Annotated in this window: 20 protein-coding genes; 4 read left to right on the top strand and 16 right to left on the bottom strand. The window is 48.3% G+C overall.

Annotated elements, in window-relative coordinates:
- Positions 1 to 261 precede the first annotated feature (261 nt).
- Positions 262 to 2,979: an aconitate hydratase AcnA gene (gene acnA, locus ACUN27_RS35485; RefSeq protein ID WP_315954916.1), complete on the top strand. Its 2,718-nt coding sequence runs from the start codon at positions 262 to 264 to the stop codon at positions 2,977 to 2,979.
- A gap of 195 nt (positions 2,980 to 3,174) precedes the next feature.
- Positions 3,175 to 3,837, top strand: coding sequence for a spore cortex-lytic enzyme (gene sleB / locus ACUN27_RS35490; RefSeq protein ID WP_127455076.1), 663 nt, complete (start codon positions 3,175 to 3,177; stop codon positions 3,835 to 3,837).
- 80 nt (positions 3,838 to 3,917) lie between these two features.
- Here the strand turns inward: sleB and ACUN27_RS35495 are convergent, their stop codons facing one another.
- Both ACUN27_RS35495 and ACUN27_RS35500 read right to left on the bottom strand, forming a co-directional pair.
- Positions 3,918 to 4,808, bottom strand: a complete 891-nt coding sequence (locus ACUN27_RS35495) for a cation diffusion facilitator family transporter (RefSeq protein ID WP_315954917.1) — start codon at positions 4,806 to 4,808, stop codon at positions 3,918 to 3,920.
- 98 nt (positions 4,809 to 4,906) lie between these two features.
- Entirely contained in the window at positions 4,907 to 5,650 is a 744-nt protein-coding gene (locus tag ACUN27_RS35500; RefSeq protein ID WP_127455072.1) for an IclR family transcriptional regulator, read from the bottom strand.
- A gap of 312 nt (positions 5,651 to 5,962) precedes the next feature.
- On the opposite strand from ACUN27_RS35500, the gene ACUN27_RS35505 reads away from it, so the two are divergent.
- Positions 5,963 to 6,958 carry an alpha/beta hydrolase gene (locus tag ACUN27_RS35505; protein ID WP_445560508.1) on the top strand — a complete coding sequence of 332 codons (996 nt, stop codon included), beginning with the start codon at positions 5,963 to 5,965 and terminating at the stop codon, positions 6,956 to 6,958.
- Positions 6,959 to 7,291: 333 nt separating this feature from the next.
- Here ACUN27_RS35505 and ACUN27_RS35510 read toward each other — a convergent pair whose 3' ends face one another.
- The 14 genes from ACUN27_RS35510 to ACUN27_RS35575 all read right to left on the bottom strand — a co-directional run bounded on the left by ACUN27_RS35510 (position 7,292) and on the right by ACUN27_RS35575 (position 19,194).
- Positions 7,292 to 8,611, bottom strand: coding sequence for a deoxyguanosinetriphosphate triphosphohydrolase family protein (locus ACUN27_RS35510; RefSeq protein WP_315954919.1), 1,320 nt, complete (start codon positions 8,609 to 8,611; stop codon positions 7,292 to 7,294).
- Between the two features lie 234 nt (positions 8,612 to 8,845).
- A complete protein-coding gene (gene folE, locus ACUN27_RS35515; RefSeq protein WP_394358179.1) occupies positions 8,846 to 9,454 on the bottom strand; it encodes a GTP cyclohydrolase I FolE in 609 nt (202 codons plus the stop codon).
- A 9-nt stretch (positions 9,455 to 9,463) separates the two neighbouring features.
- Positions 9,464 to 10,042, bottom strand: a complete 579-nt coding sequence (locus ACUN27_RS35520) for a TetR/AcrR family transcriptional regulator (protein ID WP_315954920.1) — start codon at positions 10,040 to 10,042, stop codon at positions 9,464 to 9,466.
- A gap of 133 nt (positions 10,043 to 10,175) precedes the next feature.
- A complete protein-coding gene (locus ACUN27_RS35525) occupies positions 10,176 to 10,385 on the bottom strand; it encodes a YneF family protein (RefSeq protein ID WP_127455063.1) in 210 nt (69 codons plus the stop codon).
- A 90-nt stretch (positions 10,386 to 10,475) separates the two neighbouring features.
- On the bottom strand, positions 10,476 to 11,507 hold the full coding sequence (locus tag ACUN27_RS35530) for an HD-GYP domain-containing protein (RefSeq protein WP_315954921.1): 1,032 nt from the start codon (positions 11,505 to 11,507) through the stop codon (positions 10,476 to 10,478).
- Between the two features lie 15 nt (positions 11,508 to 11,522).
- Complete coding sequence (locus tag ACUN27_RS35535) at positions 11,523 to 12,086, bottom strand: methylated-DNA--[protein]-cysteine S-methyltransferase (RefSeq protein ID WP_315954922.1); 564 nt, start codon at positions 12,084 to 12,086, stop codon at positions 11,523 to 11,525.
- A complete protein-coding gene (gene queG, locus ACUN27_RS35540) occupies positions 12,083 to 13,276 on the bottom strand; it encodes a tRNA epoxyqueuosine(34) reductase QueG (protein ID WP_379172642.1) in 1,194 nt (397 codons plus the stop codon). The genes ACUN27_RS35535 and queG overlap by 4 nt, the downstream gene beginning before the upstream one ends.
- A 47-nt stretch (positions 13,277 to 13,323) precedes the next feature.
- A complete protein-coding gene (lepB, locus tag ACUN27_RS35545) occupies positions 13,324 to 13,929 on the bottom strand; it encodes a signal peptidase I (protein ID WP_315954924.1) in 606 nt (201 codons plus the stop codon).
- Positions 13,930 to 14,484 carry a DUF402 domain-containing protein gene (locus ACUN27_RS35550; RefSeq protein ID WP_315954925.1) on the bottom strand — a complete coding sequence of 185 codons (555 nt, stop codon included), beginning with the start codon at positions 14,482 to 14,484 and terminating at the stop codon, positions 13,930 to 13,932.
- A 142-nt stretch (positions 14,485 to 14,626) separates the two neighbouring features.
- Positions 14,627 to 15,058, bottom strand: a complete 432-nt coding sequence (locus tag ACUN27_RS35555; protein WP_315954926.1) for a GNAT family N-acetyltransferase — start codon at positions 15,056 to 15,058, stop codon at positions 14,627 to 14,629.
- A 238-nt stretch (positions 15,059 to 15,296) separates the two neighbouring features.
- Positions 15,297 to 16,505, bottom strand: a complete 1,209-nt coding sequence (locus tag ACUN27_RS35560) for an MFS transporter (protein ID WP_315954927.1) — start codon at positions 16,503 to 16,505, stop codon at positions 15,297 to 15,299.
- 280 nt (positions 16,506 to 16,785) lie between these two features.
- Entirely contained in the window at positions 16,786 to 17,292 is a 507-nt protein-coding gene (locus ACUN27_RS35565) for a hypothetical protein (RefSeq protein ID WP_445560509.1), read from the bottom strand.
- Positions 17,273 to 17,785, bottom strand: coding sequence for a hypothetical protein (locus tag ACUN27_RS35570; protein WP_315954929.1), 513 nt, complete (start codon positions 17,783 to 17,785; stop codon positions 17,273 to 17,275). Before ACUN27_RS35570 ends, ACUN27_RS35565 begins: the two co-directional genes overlap by 20 nt.
- A 53-nt stretch (positions 17,786 to 17,838) precedes the next feature.
- Positions 17,839 to 19,194 (bottom strand): TrkH family potassium uptake protein, encoded by a 1,356-nt coding sequence (locus ACUN27_RS35575; RefSeq protein ID WP_315954930.1) that lies wholly within the window; start codon positions 19,192 to 19,194, stop codon positions 17,839 to 17,841.
- A gap of 216 nt (positions 19,195 to 19,410) precedes the next feature.
- Between ACUN27_RS35575 and ACUN27_RS35580 the strand changes: the two genes are divergently transcribed.
- Positions 19,411 to 21,285, top strand: a complete 1,875-nt coding sequence (locus ACUN27_RS35580) for a PAS domain S-box protein (protein WP_379172562.1) — start codon at positions 19,411 to 19,413, stop codon at positions 21,283 to 21,285.
- The last annotated feature ends 11 nt before the right edge of the window (positions 21,286 to 21,296 follow it).

A 21,296-nucleotide genomic window follows, 5' to 3' on the forward strand; every position in this document is an offset into this window, starting at 1 on the left:
TGCGCCGTCGGTTACCGAGTTCAAGCTTTATTTGAAACTTTTATTTATGGAAAGTACATGTTTGCGGCAAAATAACAGTCATCATAGGACGAGCCCGATTTGCTTTGAATTGATTCAATATATGACATTTGGATGGTAAAAATGATTGAAATAAATCTTTACTCAAACACAGCGAAACGCTATACTTGAGTTAGGGGATTAATGAAATTGAGTTTCATTAGATGAAACCAATGGATGAAGATATTAAAGGAGGAATTATCCATGTCCAACAAGGACACTTTTTCTGTGCGTAAGCAGTTAACTGTCGGAACGAATTCGTTCCAATACTACAGCTTGCCTGACTTCGAAAACCAAGGTCACGGTACGATTAGCAACCTTCCCGTCTCCATTCGCGTTTTGCTTGAAGCAGCTATCCGTCAATTTGACGGCCGTGCAATTACAAGCGAACACGTAAAACAAATCGCAGGCTGGGCTGAAGGCCGTGACGATAACAAAGAAATTCCTTTCATTCCTGCTCGTATCGTTCTTCAGGACTTCACAGGTGTCCCTGTCGTGGTTGACCTTGCGGCAATGCGTGCGACAATGGCTCGTGAAGGTGGAGATCCAAAACGGATCAACCCGCTTGTTCCTGTAGACCTTGTTATCGACCACTCTGTCATGGTTGACGCTTTCGGTTCCCCGGATGCGCTTGACATGAACATTAACTTAGAATTCGAAAGAAACGAAGAGCGTTACCGTTTCCTTCGCTGGGCGCAAACAGCATTCGATAACTTCCGTGCTGTTCCTCCTTCAACAGGTATCGTTCACCAAGTTAACTTGGAGTACCTTGCTTCTGTTGCAGCTACAAAAACAATCGATGGTGAAACGGTTGTTTATCCGGATTCCCTCGTAGGAACTGACTCCCATACAACAATGATCAACGGTCTAGGTGTTGTAGGTTGGGGCGTCGGGGGTATCGAAGCGGAAGCTGGTATGCTTGGACAACCTCTTTACTTCGTAGCTCCAGACGTTGTTGGTTTCAAATTGACAGGCCACTTGGCAGAAGGCGCTACAGCTACTGACTTGGCTTTGACTGTTACACAAATGTTGCGTAAAAAAGGCGTTGTTGGTAAATTCGTTGAGTTCTTCGGTCCTGGTCTGAGCAACATCTCCTTGGCTGACCGCGCAACGGTAGCGAACATGGCTCCTGAGTACGGCGCAACAATCGGTTTCTTCCCAGTAGATAGCGAAACATTGAACTACTTGAGAGCAACTGGCCGTGAAGAAGACCAAATCGCGCTTGTAGAAGCTTACTACAAAGCACAAGGCATGTTCCGTACGGATTCCACACCAGATCCAGTATTCACAGATGTCATCGAACTTGATCTTGGATCCGTAGTACCAAGCTTGGCTGGTCCTAAACGTCCGCAAGACCGCGTTGAGCTTACGAACATGAAAGAGTCCTTCAACTCCATCATCCGTACGCCGATCGACAAAGGCGGATACGGTCTGACGGAAGAGAAAATCAACGAAGAAGTTGATGTTGTCTACCCGAATGGCGAGACAGTTAAAATGGGAACGGGTTCCGTTGTAATCGCAGCGATCACTTCCTGTACGAACACATCCAACCCAAGCGTTATGCTAGGTGCGGGTCTTGTGGCTAAGAAAGCCGTAGCTCGCGGTTTGAGAAAACCGGCATTCGTGAAGAGCTCCTTGACGCCAGGTTCCCTGGTTGTTACTGAGTACCTCAAGAAAGCTGGCTTGCTTGAGTCCCTAGAAGCACTTGGCTTCCACGTTGCAGGTTACGGCTGTGCAACTTGTATCGGTAACTCCGGTCCGCTTCCTGAAGAAGTGAGCAAAGCTGTAGCTGACAACGATATGACAGTAGCTGCCGTTATCTCCGGTAACCGTAACTTTGAAGGCCGCGTTCATGCTCAAGTAAAAGCTAACTACCTTGGATCACCTCCACTTGTTGTTGCTTATGCACTTGCAGGTACAGTTAACATTGATTTGGCTAACGATCCAATCGGATACGACCAAAGCAATCAACCTGTCTACCTCAAAGACATCTGGCCTACAAACCAAGAGATCCAAGAAGCTCTTGGCGTAGCAATGAGTCCTGACATGTTCCGCGACAAATACAGCAACGTATTCCGTGCGAATGAGCGCTTCAACGAAATCGCGATTCCAGAAGGCGATCTGTACGAATTCGACACGAATTCCACATACATTCAAGAACCTCCGTTCTTCACGGATCTGGGTACAGTTCTTGACGATATCGCGGATATCCGCAGCGCGAAAACTTTGGCACTCATGGGCGATTCCGTTACAACGGATCACATCTCCCCTGCAGGTAACATCAAAGTTGACAGCCCTGGAGGTCAATACCTGATCAACCATGGTGTAAAAAGAGAAGACTTCAACTCCTACGGTTCCCGTCGTGGTAACCACGAAGTGATGATGCGCGGTACGTTCGCGAACATCCGTATTCGTAACCAAGTGGCGCCAGGAACAGAAGGCGGCGTAACAACTTACCTGCCTACTGGCGAAGTAGAGTCCATCTACGATGCATCCATGAAATATCAAGCTGCAGGTCAAAACCTTGTCGTTATCGCGGGTAAAGAGTACGGAACTGGAAGCTCCCGTGACTGGGCGGCTAAAGGTACATTCCTACTTGGCGTAAAAGCCGTTATCGCGGAAAGCTTTGAGCGTATTCACCGCAGTAACTTGGTTGGTATGGGCGTTCTTCCTCTTCAATTCCTTGATGGAACAAGCTGGAAAACACTGGGTATCACAGGCCGTGAAACATTCGATATCACTGGACTGAGCAACGATGTTCAACCAGGAACAACAGTTAAAGTAACAGCAACTCGCGAAGATGGTACAACTTTCGAGTTCAATGTACTTGTTCGTTTGGATAGCTTGGTTGATGTGGATTACTACCGTAATGGCGGTATTCTACAAACCGTTCTTCGCCAAATTTTGGCCGAGAAAAACTAAGATAACCATCAAGATAGCCATACACACACAACTAAGAAATCCGGGATTGCCGTATGGCATTCTCGGATTTTTTGCGATTTTGGAGATGGCTGTATCCTTAGAGCCGCAAGTGATTGACTTACATTGGTAATAACTGCGGGTTGAGCCCCCTTTCCTCCCCACCTATAATGGGTAACAGCGAAAGGGGAGATGAAGATGAACTCATTAAAAAGGCTCGTCCTTGTCATGCTGATCGCTTCGATTGGTCTAGGTTTTTCAGTAAGCGAATGGAGCCATCCAACAGCAGCCGCAACGGCTGAAACGTTGCAACCAGGCAGTGAGAACGGAGACGTCTGGGATGCTCAATTCCGTCTTAAAATGTTAGGCTATTACCAACAGCCGCTAGATGGCGTGTACGGTCCTGTTACCGCCGCAGCTGTACGTAATTTTCAATATAATTATGGCTTAACGATTGATGGTATTGTTGGTGCTAATACATGGCAGAGCTTACGTAAGTATTCGGTCAATCAAACGGATCTTGATATGCTGGCGAAAGTGATCTACAGCGAGGCTCGCGGTGAGTCCTACGAAGGACAAGTCGCAGTTGGAGCGGTGGTTATGAATCGTCTGAATTCAAGTGAGTTTCCGAATACAATCGAAGGGATTGTTTTTGAATCTGGCGCTTTCACGGCCGTAGATGACGGACAATACTGGTTGACGCCGGACAGTACGGCATACAAGGCTGCACAGGATGCTGTACGCGGCTGGGATCCAACCGGTGGTGCTCTCTACTACTTCAATCCAAAGACAGCGACAAGCAAATGGATCTGGTCACGTCCGCAGACGGTTCAGATCGGCAATCATATTTTTGCCAAGTAAAAAATGAAAAACACCTCTCATGTGGCCGCTTCGAATCGAATCGGAGCCGCTGATGAAAGGTTTTTTTTCATGCGTTCAAGTTACGTAGACTCCTTGTACCAAGGATTCAAATGCACCAGGACTTCGTCCACATCGCTATGAGCAGATTGGATTTTGTGTTTAATGCCGCGAATAATGTCGTGGCCTTCTTGGATGGTCAATGTACCCGAGACACCAAGCCGTGCATCGATTAATATGTAGTGACCGTGCTCGCGTGCTCTCAAGCGGTCAATCCGCTTGATCTCGGGTACAGAGCGGATCAATGACGCGTACTGCTCAATCTGTGTTGAGCTTACGCTTCGCTCCATAAGAATACCGAATGAGTCTTGGCCCATTTCGTAAGCCAGCTTCAAGACCAGAATGGAAACGATAATCCCCGCTACGGGGTCCCCATATGCGAGAAATCCATAGCCGAAGTGATCCCCGAGCAGCGCCAGCCCAATCCCGACGGAAGCGGCAATCGACGCGTAGACATCCGCCAAATGATCATAGGCCGTGGCGATCAATCCTTTGCTGTTCATTTTACGGCCAACCCGCATCGTGTACACGTAAAGAACTTGCTTCCAGATGAGTGAGATGACCGCTGCGATAAAAGCAATCACATGCGCCTCACCGGCTGGCTCGAATAAGGCATGAATAGAATGATAACCAATGTATAGGGCGGCTCCAGCTAAAATAATCGCGACGATGAAAGCGCCGAGCACTTCCGCTTTGCCATGCCCGTAAGGATGGTCCACGTCAGCGGGCTTAGACGAAACACGCATGGAGCTGTACGCCGTCGCCGTAGCAATGACGTCTCCGGCATTATGGATGCCATCAGCTATAAGTACCTGGCTATTGAAAAGAAGGCCAACGATAATTTTGATGGCGGTCAGTACAATATTGCTGGCAAGACTAATCCAGATCGCCAGCATCGAGGCTGTGTTCTTCATACTTGCCACTCCACTCCCTTCCCTCTTCTAGTATGGCCTCCTAGAAGCAAAAAATCCTCTATCCAAGTACTTGGATAGAGGATTGCGGGGGTGATGCGCTAGCGCAGCATCGTGCCCATGCGCCGCGCCGCTTCCATAATGAGCGGCGCCTGCTCTTGCATCAGCTCCAGCGTAAGCCGGTTCGCTGGGCCAGATACGGCGAGGGCGGCCACAAGCCGGCCCCCTCGATCGATAATCGGCGCGGACACGGCCGCCGCACCGGGCTCGCGTTCTTCCACGCTCGTGGCGAAGCCAGCGCGTTTGGTGTCGCCCAGCTGCTGCAGGAACGCCTGCTGATCCAGCCCGGTCGGCCAGTCGGCCGAGGCTAGCAGCTGCTGCTGCACAGCGGGCTCTGCGAAGGCGACGAGCACCTTGCTGGAGGCGCCGACGTAAAGCGGCATTCGCGCGCCCACAGGGGCTACACGGCGAATGGCATGGTTGCTCTGTACGGCTTGGATGCGGATACGCTCCAGGCCGTCCTGCACGTACAGCGAGATCGTCTCGCCGAGGAGATCGCGCAGCCTTTCCATCTCCGGCAGCAGAATGATGCCGGGGTCTCCCTCCTGCGAGAGGTTGGCGGACAGTTCCCACAGCCGATAGCCCAGCCTGTATTTATCTGTGGCGGCATCGCGCATAATAAAACCCTTGCCTTCCAAAGAAGCAAGCAACCGATGCACCGTACTTTTATGTAAATCCACACGACTTGCAATTTCTGTCAACGTTAATTCGGTCGATTCGGTAAAACAGAGCATAATATCCAAAGCACGCTCTACAGCTCGCACCGTCAGCTTATTATCTTCCATGACGAACACCACTTTCATAGTCACTCTGCCTGCGGAAGCATCAAATAGTTTCACTATATGAAACCCAGTTATATCTAGTATAACCAAACTCCAACGTTGCGTAAAGGTCAAACATCTGTTTCTTGAAATGTTACAGAAAGGTTACAGTGACTTTACATTTCCCGCACCCTCATTGACTTGTAAGCGCATACAGAATAAGATTAAGATAATAGATTACTTATCTGAAAATTTAGATAATTATTCCTTTCTCCTTATAACTTCTCAGAGCAGCCTATTTTGAACACACTACTTTACTGGAGGGAGGGTACTGCGATGTCATCAACATCACTATCCCCAGGCTCACTTCAACCTACGCTCGAACAGGTCGTTACTCGTCCGCTTTTACGCAAAAAAAGGCTGGTTCTCACCATCCTGATCTCATTCCTGACGTTATGTACCTCGCTGTTGCTGGCTTTTCACGCCTATATTGCATGGACGTTGGCACGGCCGCATATTGATCCGCTTCATTCGGATCCTATGAGAGCCGTTGGCCTACCTTACAGCAGCGTTACGTTCCCAAGTCTGAACGCAACCTCGAATTTAGATGGTTGGTTCATTCCCGCTCCATCCAACAAAACCGTGATCTTCTCGCACGGCTACGGCGGCAATCGCGAAGAGTTGTGGGTTCCGCTCTATAATTTGGCCCGTGAGCTGCACTTGCAGAACTACAACGTGCTGATGTTCGATTATGGATATGTTCAACCAGGCAACGAACGCATCATGACGGGTGGTATTCAGGAGTCACAGGAGCTGCTGGGAGCAATTAACTATGTTAAGCATTTATCCAACGGTCCTATTTATATCTGGGGCTTCTCGATGGGTGCTGGAACAGCGCTGCAAGCCGCTCTCCAAAATGGTACGGATATCTCAGGGATGATTCTGGACAGCACGTTCATGCTGAATCCGGATACACTCTATCACAATATGAAGCAAGTTGTGAATGTTCCGAAATTCCCGTCTCTACCGCTCGTCCGCTTATTTTTCCCTTTATTGAACGGAGTGAGCTTGCATGAGGTCCCTTATAAAAAGGTCACTTCAACTGCTTATTCAATGCCTATTTATTTCATTCATGGAACGGAGGATTCCAAAGCTCCATATGAAATGGTAGAGGACATTTTCAAGGTGCAAGACAACGCGCAATCCAAACTTTGGATTATTCCCAAAGCGCAGCATGAGCTGTTGTACCGCGCAGAACCCAAGAAGTATGTGCGCACTTCTCTCAGCTTTCTTAATGGCCTGACGCCAAAAGAAGCTGTAGCTGTAAACTGACTCAGGTATTCCCTCCTCCCTATAAAATCGACCCCTTGCGGGGTCGATATTTTTTTGCGGGGATGCCATTCACTATCAACTTAAAGTCTGAAGCACATCTTACCTCTCAGTTAGGATAGCAACCTGTATTTTGTACATCAAAATTCATGTTACCCACCCATTCGAGAGTAAGGATCATGCATTTTGTACATCTAATTTCAGCATTACAGCCCAAACCACGCCACTCACGTCAATTTTGATGTACTATTTACATCTTTTCGCAAGATTAACTCCATTTACCCAGGATTTGATGTACTTTTTGCAGGATCATGCGCAGCACCCTCATCTTCGCGCCTAGTCCATCTCATAGATCGAGCCGGACTTGCTCGCGAACAGCTCTGCATACACCTTCTCCGCGTATGCGTCGGTCATGCCGGATATATAGTCCGCGACGAACCGCGGCCAGCTCCAGTTGCCCTTCCGGCGCTCATAGCTATCGATCCAATCGGGTGGAATGATCCACATTCCCCTGTCTTGATCGATAAAGCTTTCCCACAGCCGCTCGACGATGATCTCGCTGCGCTTCTGGAGGCGCAGTACACGGAAGTCCTTGATCAGCGTGACCCACGCCAGCTTCTTCAAGATCTCCATGGTCCGCAGGAGATTCATATCCTCCGCTCCGTCTCTGACGAGCGCAACCTTTTTCCAGCCTCGCTCAGGATCGTCCAGAATGTCCAAACGGCTTGCAAAAGAGCTGACCCAACGTGCTTTCATCTCTCTGCGCGTACGCGATTCCTCCCGATTGCATTCGGCGAAAATCTGCTGCCACTGCTCTAGATAGTCGGTCAGCACCTTCCTGACCATCTGCTCGATGTCGACTTGCTCCCAGCCGAATTTGTGCTTATTGGGATCATTCAGAATTTCCATAACCAAATGGCGGATCAAACGTTGATCCTCAAAAAACGTAGCGTTCATCTGAATTTTTCCTGCACGAATGCCGTCTTCAATATCATGCGTAGAATACGCGATATCGTCGCATAGATCCATCAATTGCGCTTCCAACGTGGAGCAGCCTTCCGGCATGTTCCATTCTCTCCGCAGCTCTCGGATAATCTCCCACTCAGAGGCGTATACCCCCTTGAGCCGGCCTTCTTCCTCCAGCAGGAAAGGGTACTTATTAATGCCAAGCAGCACAGCCGCAGTAAGATCCAGACCGCTTTCACTGCCCGCCCTTTTTTCAAGAAACATCAGGATCCGGAAGTTCTGGGCATTGCCTTCATATTTCAAACCATGATCCTTCAGCAGGATGTGGTTCAGCACCTCTTCCCCTTTGTGACCAAAAGGCGGGTGACCGAAATCGTGCGCAATCGACGCACACTCCACAACGGTAGGGTCAATAATGAGACCCGGATGCTCTCTTTTTTGCAGAAAAGGGTTCGTCCGCTCCAGACGTTTCGCCACTTCTCTGGCGATTTGGGCTACCTCAAGCGAATGGGTTAGACGCGTCCGGTAATAGTCGCCTGAACCGGCTCCGAACACCTGTGACTTGCCCTGCAGCCGACGAAAGGTCGGTGATTGGATCAGCCTTGCGTAATCCCGCTCAAATTCATCCCGTTCTTCACTCACTTTAGAGGAAGCGGCCTCTCCGGGCCGAAATTTTCGTATGTTGTTCATCAGCTTGCCCCCTCTGGTGCTCTTGCCAACCCCCGGAATTGTACACCTAGCAATTCGTATACTTGCTATTATCAGTTTATGCTATAGCATGTACGCTAGTCACCCTGGGGCCATTTATTTATAAAAGAATACTATATTCATCTATTCGACAACAAGTCATGCAGGCACATTCTCCACAAAAAAAGGGATGCTGCACAAGACTTTTGTCTTCATGCACACCCCTTTACTCACGAATTACCTATTGATCAATGATAAAAATTCGGAACGCAGCGTCGAATCCGTACGGAAAGAACCGCGCACCGCTGATGTGATCGTCTCGCTGCCGTACTTTTTGACCCCTCTGGAGCACATGCACATATGCTCGCCTTCCACAACGACCATCACGCCGTGCGGCTTCAGCACTTCATCGAGAATGTCAGCGATTTCGGACGTTATTCTCTCCTGCACCTGCAATTTGCGGGTGATGACATCGACTAAACGGGCAAATTTGCTTAACCCCGCGACTTTACCGCTCGGCAGGTAGCCAACATGCACTTTGCCGAAAAACGGCGCCATATGATGCTCACATTGGCTGTAATAAATGATATCTTTAATGATCACCAATTCCTCATGCTGCTCATCAAAGGTTACACCAAGCACGTCCCGCGGGTCCGCGTCGTAGCCCGAAAAGATTTCTTCATACATGCGCGTTACGCGTGCAGGTGTATCCAACAAACCTTCGCGGTCCACATCTTCACCGATCAATCGTAAAATTTCGCGCACATGCTTCTCAATCAGCTCGCGATTCTCAGCTACTCTCGTATTTCTGTATTCAACGGATGCCAACTGCTCCACTCTCCTCATTCATATCCTTTAACCCATGCAGACTGTCAAAACCTTGATCCCATCTCTCATAGCCCTGCTGTCTTTATGCGTTTTGGTAAGCAGCATGCCGCCCTGCCAAAGAGAGACGATAGGTGCAGCAAGCTCGACTGGGGCTAGTCCCTGCAGCGATAGCTCACCTTGTTTCCGGCCTTCTTTTAGACAAGCCTCAATCTCAGTCTCCATCTCGCTGAAAAAGCGGCTGAGCGGCTTACGCAGCTCCTCTGAGCAATCGCTAAGCTCTAACGCCAAGTTCCCGAAAAAACATCCCTTCCGGCACTCGTTCTCATCACAGAAGCTTAGCATGCGTTCAAACAATTCCAGCACGCGCTGCTTTGGCGATAGGTTAGTATTCCCCAGACTTGGCTCCAACACGGATTGCCGCATTTCATCTACTTTGCGCTCTATGACCTTTAAGCCCAGTTCTTCTTTACTTTTAAAATGATAATAAAAATTGCTTTTACATACCCCGCTGCTCGACAAAATGTCCTCTAGTCCCGTTCCTTGGTAGCCATGATCATGAAATAGATCCATCGCAGCTTCCAGAATGCGGTCTTTGTTGCTTGCCATCGACTAGCCACCTCTGAATCGTACTGGTATGTCCTAATTTTACAAAACCTGACTATAATACGAAGGGCTCCTGCTGTCCGCCGATTGTACGGTTAGACAGCAAAGCCCTTTAAAGGGGTCCCCGACCCCACTATTATTTCCACTTTTGGTTTTTCATCATTTGCTGCGCTTTGTTTAACTGCTGTTTATTCATGTTGTAGCCCATTTGCTTCGCCATTTTGGCCAGCATTTCCGGATTATTTTGCATAGACTCCAACTGTTTTTTCAAGTAAAACACGCCGATAAAAAATCCCCCGACTAAGCCCACAATCAAAGTGAGAATAGGAATAAGATAACTCCACATAACGTTGCCCCCTGCAAGTGTTAATTGGTTAGATCACTTGCCTTATCATACCATTTCTACTTATCGCTTTACAAATGACTTGGCCATAAATCATAGAACTTGTTCAATAAAAACCGTGGTATGTTTTGCCAAATCAATTTCCTTAATATCCAGTTCTCTGTCCATCTGATCCTGCTTGACGATTCTAACAATCGGCCGGCTCGGCAATCCGCGATGCTGGCCGACGACGACGCCGGTCTCACGATTCGATAGGCGAACGGAAGCCCCTGTCGGATAGATGGAAACAGTTCTCAGAAAATGAATCAAAACCTCTCGATCCAGCTTTGTTCCAGCCAGCGCCATCATATGCTCACATGCCTCGTAGGGCAGCATCCTGCGTCCCGCGGAAGTATCGAAAAGCAAGTTATCGTACATATTCGCGACAGCTGTAATTTTGGCATAAATATGAATGTCATCGCTGGTCAAACCTCTCGGAATGCCCTGGCCGTCTAATGCTTCATGATGTTGGAAGGCGACATGGGCAATCAGCAAGCTGAATTCGCGCTTGGTTTTCAAAAGCTCAAAACCACGCCATGTATGATGCCTCCTGCTGTCAGACGACTCATCGTCACAGGTGAGCTCAACTTTCCCCACGTCATGCAGCAGGGCGCCGATGGCAAGCTCTTTCAACTGACTCTCATTGAACCCCATATTAATACCTACGAGCACCGCCATCATGCAGACGTTGGTCGCATGGACGTACATCTCGTTATCCTTGGTCCGAATGTCAGTCAGTTGGACGAGCACATCCCGATTCTTCATCACCTCGTCGAGCAAAGTGTTGATCGAAATGCTCATAGCACGGGAGTTGAACTCCTTGCCGGATCGGAGCGCCGCGAAAGTTTGTCCCATTTGCTGCATAACGACACGTTTCGTTTCTTCTGAAATGATTTCGGGAATCTCTACATCTTCCAAGTTCGGATCCTTGATGTAGATCATCGTCACACCGATTCGATTAAGCGTATTGATCATGAAAACCGTTAACTGCACGCCTTCCGAAAGTAAAATGGAACCGTTACTGGCGAATATCGTGCGGCCTAAATATTGACCCGACTCAACGGAATCCAAATGTACATATTTCATAGGATCACTCCACGGTTAGTTATTCTTTGGATTCATATTGGGTTGTTCTTCGCGTTCCAAATCAAGCAAATGTATTTTCATGTCCAGACCTCCGGCATACCCCACCAAGTCGCCGCTTACGCCAATGATCCGATGACAGGGAATGATCACGGGAATCGGATTTTTATTATTTGCGCCGCCTACCGCTCTCACGGCTTTCGGTGATTGAATCGCCTCGGCAATGTGCTTATAGGTAGCTGTCTCTCCATATGGGACGTCAAGCAGTGCACTCCAAACTTTTTTCTGAAAGTCCGTTCCCTGCAAATCCAATTCCCCATCAAACTTTAGCCGTTCTCCTCTAAAATACTCCTCCAGCTGTTGCACGGTTGACGCAAGTTTTCCCGCATCCTCCTGAAGCTTCGTTCCCTTGCCAAACCAACGGGCAGCCCACTCTTGCAGATCCTCTTGATTCTGGCTCATGGTGCCGAATGCAACACGGCAAAGTCCTTTCGGACTTGTAATGAGAACAAGCGCACCTATAGGCGTAGCAACTTCCGTATAGGACAGGTTGTTTGAAGCGAATTGCTGATTCTGTGTCATGTCGGATTCTTCTCCCCTATATGCGAGCTTGCCTGGTTGGCTTGCCGGATGGCCGTCATCGCCTTCTCAATATCTTGCTGCACAGCCCGTTCCTGCTCGGTCCCTTGGGCCTTGTCCAGAGCTGTTGCGGCATCGTCGCCTCCTATGCGCCCCAGCGCCCACGCAGCCGTTGCCCTAATCTCAGGCCGCGGATCCTTGTGCAGCAGCTCCGTAAGGACAGGCACAGCGGAGCTGTCCTTGAAGTTCCCCAACGCGATGATTGCGTTGCGCTGGATGGGCTTTTTGCCCCTCCACGACGCCGCGATGCGTCCGTATTGTTCTTTGAAGTCCTTGTTCGTCATGGTGAGCAAGGGAATCAGAAGCGGCTTGACCTTCTCAGGGTCAGGCTCGAACTCCGGATGATGCGTCCAGTTCATCCCCTTGTTTTTCGGGCAGACGATCTGACAGGTATCACAGCCATAGAGCCGGTTGCCGATCTTAAGCTTGTACTCATCTGCGATATACCCCTTCGTTTGGGTGATGAAGGAGATGCAGCGGGATGAGTTGAGTTGTCCCGGGCCAACGAGCGCCCCTGTGGGACAAGCGTCGATACAGATCGTGCAGTCGCCGCATTGGTCCATGATCGGTGTATCGGGGCTGAACGGAATATTGGTGATGATTTCGCCCAAATAGACCCATGAGCCCCATTCCGGCGTAATGACGGCGCAGTTCTTACCGGACCAGCCGATGCCGGCACGTTCCGCGACAGCACGATCGACCAGCACACCGGTGTCGACCATGCTTTGCAATCGCGCATCCGGCATGCGCTCCGCGATGAAAGCCTCCAGCTTCGCGAGCCGGTCGCGAAGCACATCATGGTAGTCGCTCCCCCAGGAGGAGCGCGAAATGATCCCCCGATACGCCCCTGGCTCGGATCGGGGCGGGTTAGCCAGCTTCGACGGGTACGCGACCGCGATGGAGATGATCGATCGCGGCGCGTCGAAGCTCAGCTCGGGATGCACCCGCTTCTCGATATCCGGCTCCTCGAAGCCGGATTCAAATCCCTTCTCCCTGTGACGGAGAAGGATGTCTTTCAGTTCTGTGAACGGCTCAGCTGACGTGAAGCCGATCTTATCTATACCGAGGGACGGCGCGGCTTCCACAATCTCTTGCTGTAATTTTCTAATCACTGTCTCTGACGCTGCGACGATGGAAACCGCCAAAACACCCTCACCTCTTTCCTGTGTTCGTATCTAACTTACAGATCAGCGGCCATTGAGAATGGCCACAGCACATACTCGGCCCGGCCTTGAATCAGGCTGGCCGGAACTTCCCCAAACCTGCGGCTGTCCGCACTCGCCGCCGCATGGCGGTTATCGCCCATCACGAAGACGCGGCCCTCCCCGATCTGCATCGGGCCGAAATCGCCGTCCTCGATGGGCGAGTCGGTGTACGGCTCGTCGACTTTCTCGCCGTTCACATACAAAGCGCCGCCTCGGCCTTTCACCTCGTCGCCTCCAACGGCTACCACCCTTTTCACCAAAAAAGGATGGTGTGTAAAGGCATACTCCTCCGTCTCCTTCAGGATGACGATTTCTCCGCGTTTAGGCGATTTGAAGTACGTAATCGCCTTGTTCACAAACAGCCATTCTCCCTCCTGCAGCGTTGGATCCATCGAATGTCCCCGAACCGTGGACAAGTTAAATCCAAATTGATGCACAAGAATAACGACAAGAAGAGCTACGAGGATGGATTTCGTCCAATCCCACAGCTCATGGGTAAGGCTCTTTACCTCTGTCTGTTTGACATTTCCGGACTGTGAAGCTGCTTGATTGGATTCATTACGGCCTACAAAGAAGCTCATTCATGCTCCTCCGTTCTTTTGCTTTTCCCACTGCTCGTAATAATGCATGACCAAGTCATCTTGAAATGGCGGCTTGTCCGTACTTGCCAGTTCCAAAATCGCGGCCAGACCAGCCTTCACCTTTGACTCAACAAGTGTTGAATAGTGATAATTCAGTTTATGACGTTCGTATTCATCTTCATCTACGATATGCACGGAACGATCCGGCATTCGAATGACATCAAGGTCGTAGTCGATATAAGTAAGCACTTGCCCCGTCACATACATTGGAGACGCTACGTTGCAGTAATATCTGACTCCTGTATCTTCAATAAGAGCAACAATATTAAACCATTGACTGGGAATAAAAAAAGAAACGCCCGGAATACGGCTGACCCATTCCTTTCCGTCGGCTTCCTGAATCTTCGTCTGGCTGTTAATAAACACCATCATGTCTTGCTGGAGATGGTCGGCATGCATGACGTGCGGCGGCACTCGCCAATTCGTGAGCCACATCCGGTGTAAATGTCCGTCATGTTTGAAGCTTTTTATCACATACGGCGCGAAATTATCCATGTCTCAAAGCTCCTCTATTGATAGCTGCCGATAAGTTCTCCTATTATATAGAAAAGCATATCTGACCCCCAAATGCAATGGCGGCACAGATATGCTTCTCTAGATTCAAATCTGTTCAATTTCACTCTAGTCACTGCTGTGACTACACGCTGACTTTCTTCACAATGCTCAAACGATGCGCAGCACGGGAAAAATCAGATGTACTATAACCCGCCGACTCATACACAGGGAGTACGACTTCATTATGGACGTCTACCGTTACCATAATTTTGTTCACGTTCCGTTGGAGGAACCTCATTTTCATTGCTTCGATCAAAGCTTTTCCGATACCTTTACGCTGATACTCTGTGGCAACTGCAATCCGATAGTAATAGCCATTGTTGTTATCGATGGTGCCAATAATCATGCCCACGATTTCCGATTCTTCTTGTGCAACCAGCACAAGCTCCGTATCCCAAGAAAGTTGACGAGCAAATGCTTCCATCGTTTCCTCATAGCAGATTTCCGACAAAACATCCTGTAAAAGTGATGTCACCGAAGACGTATCACCAAGCTGAAATGAACGAACATGCATACGGTTCTCTCCCAATCCCCTATTCATTTTCTAGGATTAATTTTATGGTAATTTAGTAAATACGACAAAAAAGGACGGAATCCTGCTGAAAATGTGTTAAAATTCACAAAAATCTTTGTTTTTTTCTAGAAACCTCTTGAAAGCGCTTAAATGCAAGCGTTTTCAACAAATTGTGCGTGCATCGTCCTCTTTTAACACAAAAAAAGAGGTAAGCTAAGCTTACCCCTTAAATACCTCATTAGCTGCTAGTCGCTCGCGACTCTGTAACAACCGCTTGCGGACCGCGATATTTGTAGAAAAATGCCACACCAATCAGGGCAAGTCCATTGATGGCAAAAACGAGAGGAATTCCGATCCAGCCGCCCAAGAAGCCGCCGATGATCGGACCGCTCATCGTCCCAAGCTGCGTAGCGGATTGATTCAAGCTGAAGGCCCTGCCCCGAAAGCCGGGATCCGTAAATTTCACGATCAAAGCATTTAACGCCGGATAGACGGCGGCGAAGAACAGCCCGTAACTAAACCTCAATATGCCGAATGCCAGCAAATGATGAGTTCCCAGCTGCAGCAGATTACCTATGCCTCCGCCCAGCAGCCCGATGAACAGCGTTTTGGAGTAGCTGAGCTTTTGCCCGAGCTTGCCCCATCGAGGCGCGGCTATGACCGTGGCTACGCCAACCGCTGAGAAGATGATGCCTGAGCTTAGAGACGCTGAGCTTTGGGTACCCCCCATTTGGAGCACATAGATGGTGAGCAGCGGCTCAACGATCATAACCGAGGTAGCCACCAGCATGGTGACGCCAAGGATCATCATGAAGGATCGGTTGTGCGCAGCCGATTTCAAGTCATCCCAGACGCTGGAACGCTCGGCGGAGCGGTTGAAGTTTTTTTCCTTGGCTCCGAATAGGCCGATGAAAGCCGCCACCAAGACGACACAGCCAGAGACCAGAAAGGACTCCCTGTTCCCTACCCAATGGCTGACAAAACCGCCAACCAGCGGGCCAATCACACTTCCTGCGGCTCCTGCGGTAGACATGACGCCGAGGGCGTAACCGACTTCTTTCTCCGGAGTGTTCGTGGCAACCAGTGCAATGGACGCCGGAACGAAGCCGGCAAGCAGCCCCTGCAGGATACGTACGACTAAGAACAGATAAGGATCATGTACGAAAAACGTCGCAAAATAAAGAACGCTTAAACTGAACCCTGAACGAATGAGCATCGGTTTGCGACCATATTTGTCGGCAAGCGATCCCCAGTAGGGTGCAATTAAAGCGCTGGCTAGAAAAGTAATACCAAATGTGATACCCGACCATGCTTCGAGCCCTTTATCAATCCCGAGCTCCGTGTGCAGGAATATCGGCAAGAATGGAACCGATATGGTGTAGGCCATCCCGCAGAAAAAAACGCCGATCCATAATGTAACCAGATTTCGCTTCCAAGAAAATTCCATGTCATTTCCCCTCCTAATGCTTCTTTCTGCACGTAAGTGCTCGTTCATTTCTCCTTCTCTCTCCCGATAACCGCGAAACGATAACCTTATTTTATCATCTTTATTCCGATATTAGAAATTTTAAATCAAGAACACAAAAAAGCCACTGGGATTTCAGTAAAGGTTTACTTGAAAAATTAGACAGCCGCGTGAATCGACCACAGAGCATTGAAGATTAACGGCAGAGTTTCCAGTTATTTTCTAAATAAATAATTCTCACATAAAAGAAACGCCTGACAGGTCAGACACCGTCAGGCTTGGGAGCTACTTTCTCTGTTGCATGATAAACAATGATGTACAGCGTAAATGTTACAAGATAAACAAATGGTGAATACCACAGCTTCCATCCATGAAACGTAAACACGTGACAAAGGCAAGCCAACCATTCAAAAAACACGGAGAACCCCGAGAATACGCCCACATAAAGGATCCGGCCTATGCCTTTTAGTTTCCATTTATCATAAAAGTACAAAAAGATGTAGGTATACGGAGGATAGTTAAGATAATAAATGACAATGTCCATCAACTCATACTTGGAGCTATCATTGACGTCATACATGTCGAAAGGTTTGACGGCAATCAATGAATCAACCGACTGTGATATAAAAACGGTGAACACGGTATACACAGTAATCACAACGGGAGAGAATCGTTTGGGCAGCAGAAAAGCGATGGTTGCGGTGACAGCGAGTGAAATCAAAGTGAACCACTCATTGATATCGAAGTGTTCAGGTGGATAGAGAATCATGGCCATCACACTTTCCAAGCATTTTTCTGAAAACTAAGCAGAAACAGGTTGACTCGAGCAAGGCGATGTACCAGATTACCGCAGAATAACCGATATTCCACCCCGTTAAGGTCAGAATACCAAAGAACTGAAATAAGTGATAAGAACCTGTTAGAGCTGAAAACCAGATGCCTATATAGAGGATTTTGATAAGAAACCGTGTATTCGCTTGAAAAATAGGAACGAGCAGCCACAAGGTGCTAATCGGGAAAATAAGGATTTGATTGAGCTTATAAAAGTAAAAGGCCCAAAACGACTCTGCAAATTGTATCAATTTGAAATTATCTACAATCGCTGAATGCAGTTGTTCAATCGCAATCAAGATGACCATGTAGTACACCCATTTTTCGAAACGGTCAAAAAGCTTCGGCATTTTGCCCAAGGAAACCACTGCGCCAACAGCAATCAAGGTCGTGCAAACGTTTAATAAAAATAAGATAGAAAAAACCTCCAATCGGGAAAAGTTTTACCTTACTATTCCCCGTTGAAGGCTCCGTATTCAATAAGTTATCCTATCGTAATCTTTCCTTCCGGGTAGCGGAAGTGCTCCTTCTCCGGTAGCGGAATCAAAATGTAAGCGAGTGTAACGGGTCCAAGCCGCCCAATGAACATCAGCATAACAAGAAATACTTTGCCGAATTCCGTCAGCTGCGAGGTTAATCCCATCGACATCCCAGCTGTGGCATAAGCCGATGTGACCTCAAACAATACGCCAAGAAACGGATAACTCTCTGTTATTGTAAGAACAATGGTGGCAATGACAATCAATGAAAAAGAAAGCAGCGTGAACGTAATCGCCTTATAAATCCGATCTTTGGAAATGCGCCGGCGGAACAGCACAATTTCCTCATTGCCCCGCATCATGGCAATTACAGCACCGACAAGGATGACGAAGGTCGTCACCTTGATGCCCCCTCCGGAGGAACCGGGCGAAGCCCCAATAAACATCATGATAATGATGAAGAATTGCGTCGCCTGCCGCATCGATGGAATATCGATGGTATTAATGCCTGCTGAACGCGATGAAACAGACTGCAGCAGCGAACTGAGCAGCTTGCCCATCGCGGAGAGCGGCTGCAGCGTATGCGTATTCGTGAACTCGAAGATAAGAATGACGAGAGCCCCGATGATGATCAGCCCCGCAGAAGCGCTGAGAACCACCTTGCTATGCAGGGTAAGCTTTTTATTCTTAGGATACGTTAGCAAGTCGGAAATTACGATAAACCCGATTCCTCCTAAAATGACAAGGAGCATAGAGACGATGTTAACGAAGGGATCTTCGACATAATGCATCAAACTTCCCGGCCGATCAGACAAGCTGCCGAATAGATCGAACCCGGCGTTGTTGAATATCGAGATGCTGTGAAATATGCCAAAGTATACGGCTTGGCCGATCGGCATCTCAAATGACCAACGGATCGCATATAACACGGCGCCAGCCAGCTCAATGTAGAGTGCGTAAATCAAGACTTTTCGAACAAGCCGGACGATGCCTTCCGTAGACTCATGATTCATCGCTTCCTGCAGGATAAGACGCTCCTGGAAGGAGATGCGCCGCCGCAGAACAAGGGCAATAAGTGTGGACATGGTCATGAAACCAAGGCCGCCAATTTGGACAAGAAGGATAAGGACAATTTCCCCAAAGGTTGATAAATGTGCGCCTGTATTAATCACGGACAACCCCGTTACACAAGTGGCGGAGGTCGCCATAAATAGGGCATCGGTCCATGTCATTTGGCCCTCCCCCGCTATGGAAACGGGCAAAGACAGCAGGATCGATCCCCCGATAATGATCAAAATAAACCCGATAGCCAGTACTTGGGGAGGACTTAAGCGGAATCTCTTTTTCGAATTATGTATCATTGCGAGCAACCCCATACCTATAATGAGTTTGCGACAATTGTATAATTTGATAGAGTCAATGTAAAGAACTGTCAGATTAAGAGGAATTATCGCCTAACACTGCGGCTTTCCTCCTAAATTAAATGCCGTATAGGCAGGAATAACCCCCTTTCTGGTAGAACACTTACACTTCAGTTGGAATCTTGAGTTAAGCCCTTAGCGGAGGTAGTTTTGTCCATGTCCATAGACCAAAGATTAATAAATGAATCTTTATTTATACAAGCTTTTAAATATGCTCCGATCGGCATGGTTCTTGTTTCATTGAATGGACGCTGTCTCAAAGCTAATCCGGCTATTTGCACCATATTGGGGTATTCGGAGTTGGAGTTGTCCTCCCTTACTTTTCAGGAGATCACCCATCCGGAGGACTTGATACTTGATCTGCAATTAATGACTGAACTGCTTAGTGGCAAACGGGATTCCTATCAAATGGAAAAAAGGTATATTCATAAGAACGGACATATTGTATGGTGCCTCTTGGCTGTATCTCTTGCTCAGGATGAGGAGAGTCACAATCCGTTTTTCGTCTCTCAAATTATTGATATCAGCGATCAAAAACAGGCGGAAAACGAGCTGCGCGAGAAAGAACGCCTTCTCTATGAAAAAGACGTCCACTATCGTGTCAACATGATGAACCATTTGGAACAAACTCATGAGCTGTATCGGATGATTTCCGATCATGCTTTAGATATCATTTCGATTGCCTCACCGGAGGGCGTAACACGTCATATTTCTCCGGCTGTTCGCAGCTTGCTAGGCTATGAAATGGATGAAATCGTAGGAAAAAAAATGATGGATCTCTGGCATCCGGATGATTTGCTTGCGTGGGGTAAGCGCTGTCTCCTTGATAATTCGGATGTCGATATGTTTATATGCCGCATCCGCCATAAAGAGGGCCATTACGTTTGGTTTGAAACGACGGTCAAAATGATTCGCAATGAAGAAGGCGATGTCGAAAAAATCGTCGCCGTCGGCCGGGATATTACAAAACGGAAACAGGCCGAAGATGAGCTCTGCGCGACCAAGGAAAGACTTGAATCCTTCATCAAAAACAATGGGGACGCGATTTGGGTCATTGACCGTGACGAAAAGGTCGTTGAAACCAATGCCGCATTCGACAAGCTTTTTCAGTGGAAGTCCGAGGAAATCATCCATCAATTGCTGCCCATCACACCACCAAATCTCGCCCAGCAAACAAGGGAACTTCACGATCAGGTCCTATCCGGGCAATCGGTGATCGGTTTCGAAACGGTTAGATTGCGCAAAGACGGATCGCTCGTTGATGTGAGCACGACGTTATCTCCTATTCATGACACGACGGGGCATATTATTGGCATCGCTGGCACGTGTCACGATATTACGGAAAAGAAACAAGCCGAGCAAATGCTCATTAATTCAGAAAAACTTTCTATCGCCGGTCAATTAGCTGCCGGGATCGCCCATGAGATCCGGAATCCGATCACAGCGATTAAAGGTTTCATTCAGCTTATGAAATCAGGAGTTTCCGAGAAGAAATTGTATTATGAGATTATGTCATCAGAAATTGAGCGCATCGAAATGATTCTCAGCGAGCTGCTGATTTTGGCTAAACCTCAGCTGATCCACTCGGATCGTAAAGATATTCGCAACATTCTGGCTCAAGTAACTACATTGCTGGAATCGCAAGCGATTCTTAATAATGTGGAAATCATCACGGAATGCGAACCCGATCTTCCCCCGATTTTGTGCGATCAGAATCAGTTGAAACAGGTTTGCATCAATTTCATTAAAAACGGCATAGAGGCTATGTCACTTGGCGGAACCCTCCTCATTCAAGTGAAAACACAGAACGAAAGCAACCTGATTCTCCGCTTTATCGATCAAGGCTGCGGAATCCCCGAACACATTTTAACTAAGCTGGGACAGCCCTTCTATACAACAAAGGAAAAAGGAACGGGCCTTGGATTCATGGTCAGCAAAAAAATTATTGAAAGCCATAATGGAACGGTAAGCGTGTTCAGTAAAGATACAGAAGGAACAACCGTTGAGGTTTGCCTTCCGACCAATAACTAGAATAGAGCCAT

This window comes from Paenibacillus sp. WC2504 (assembly GCF_052682475.1).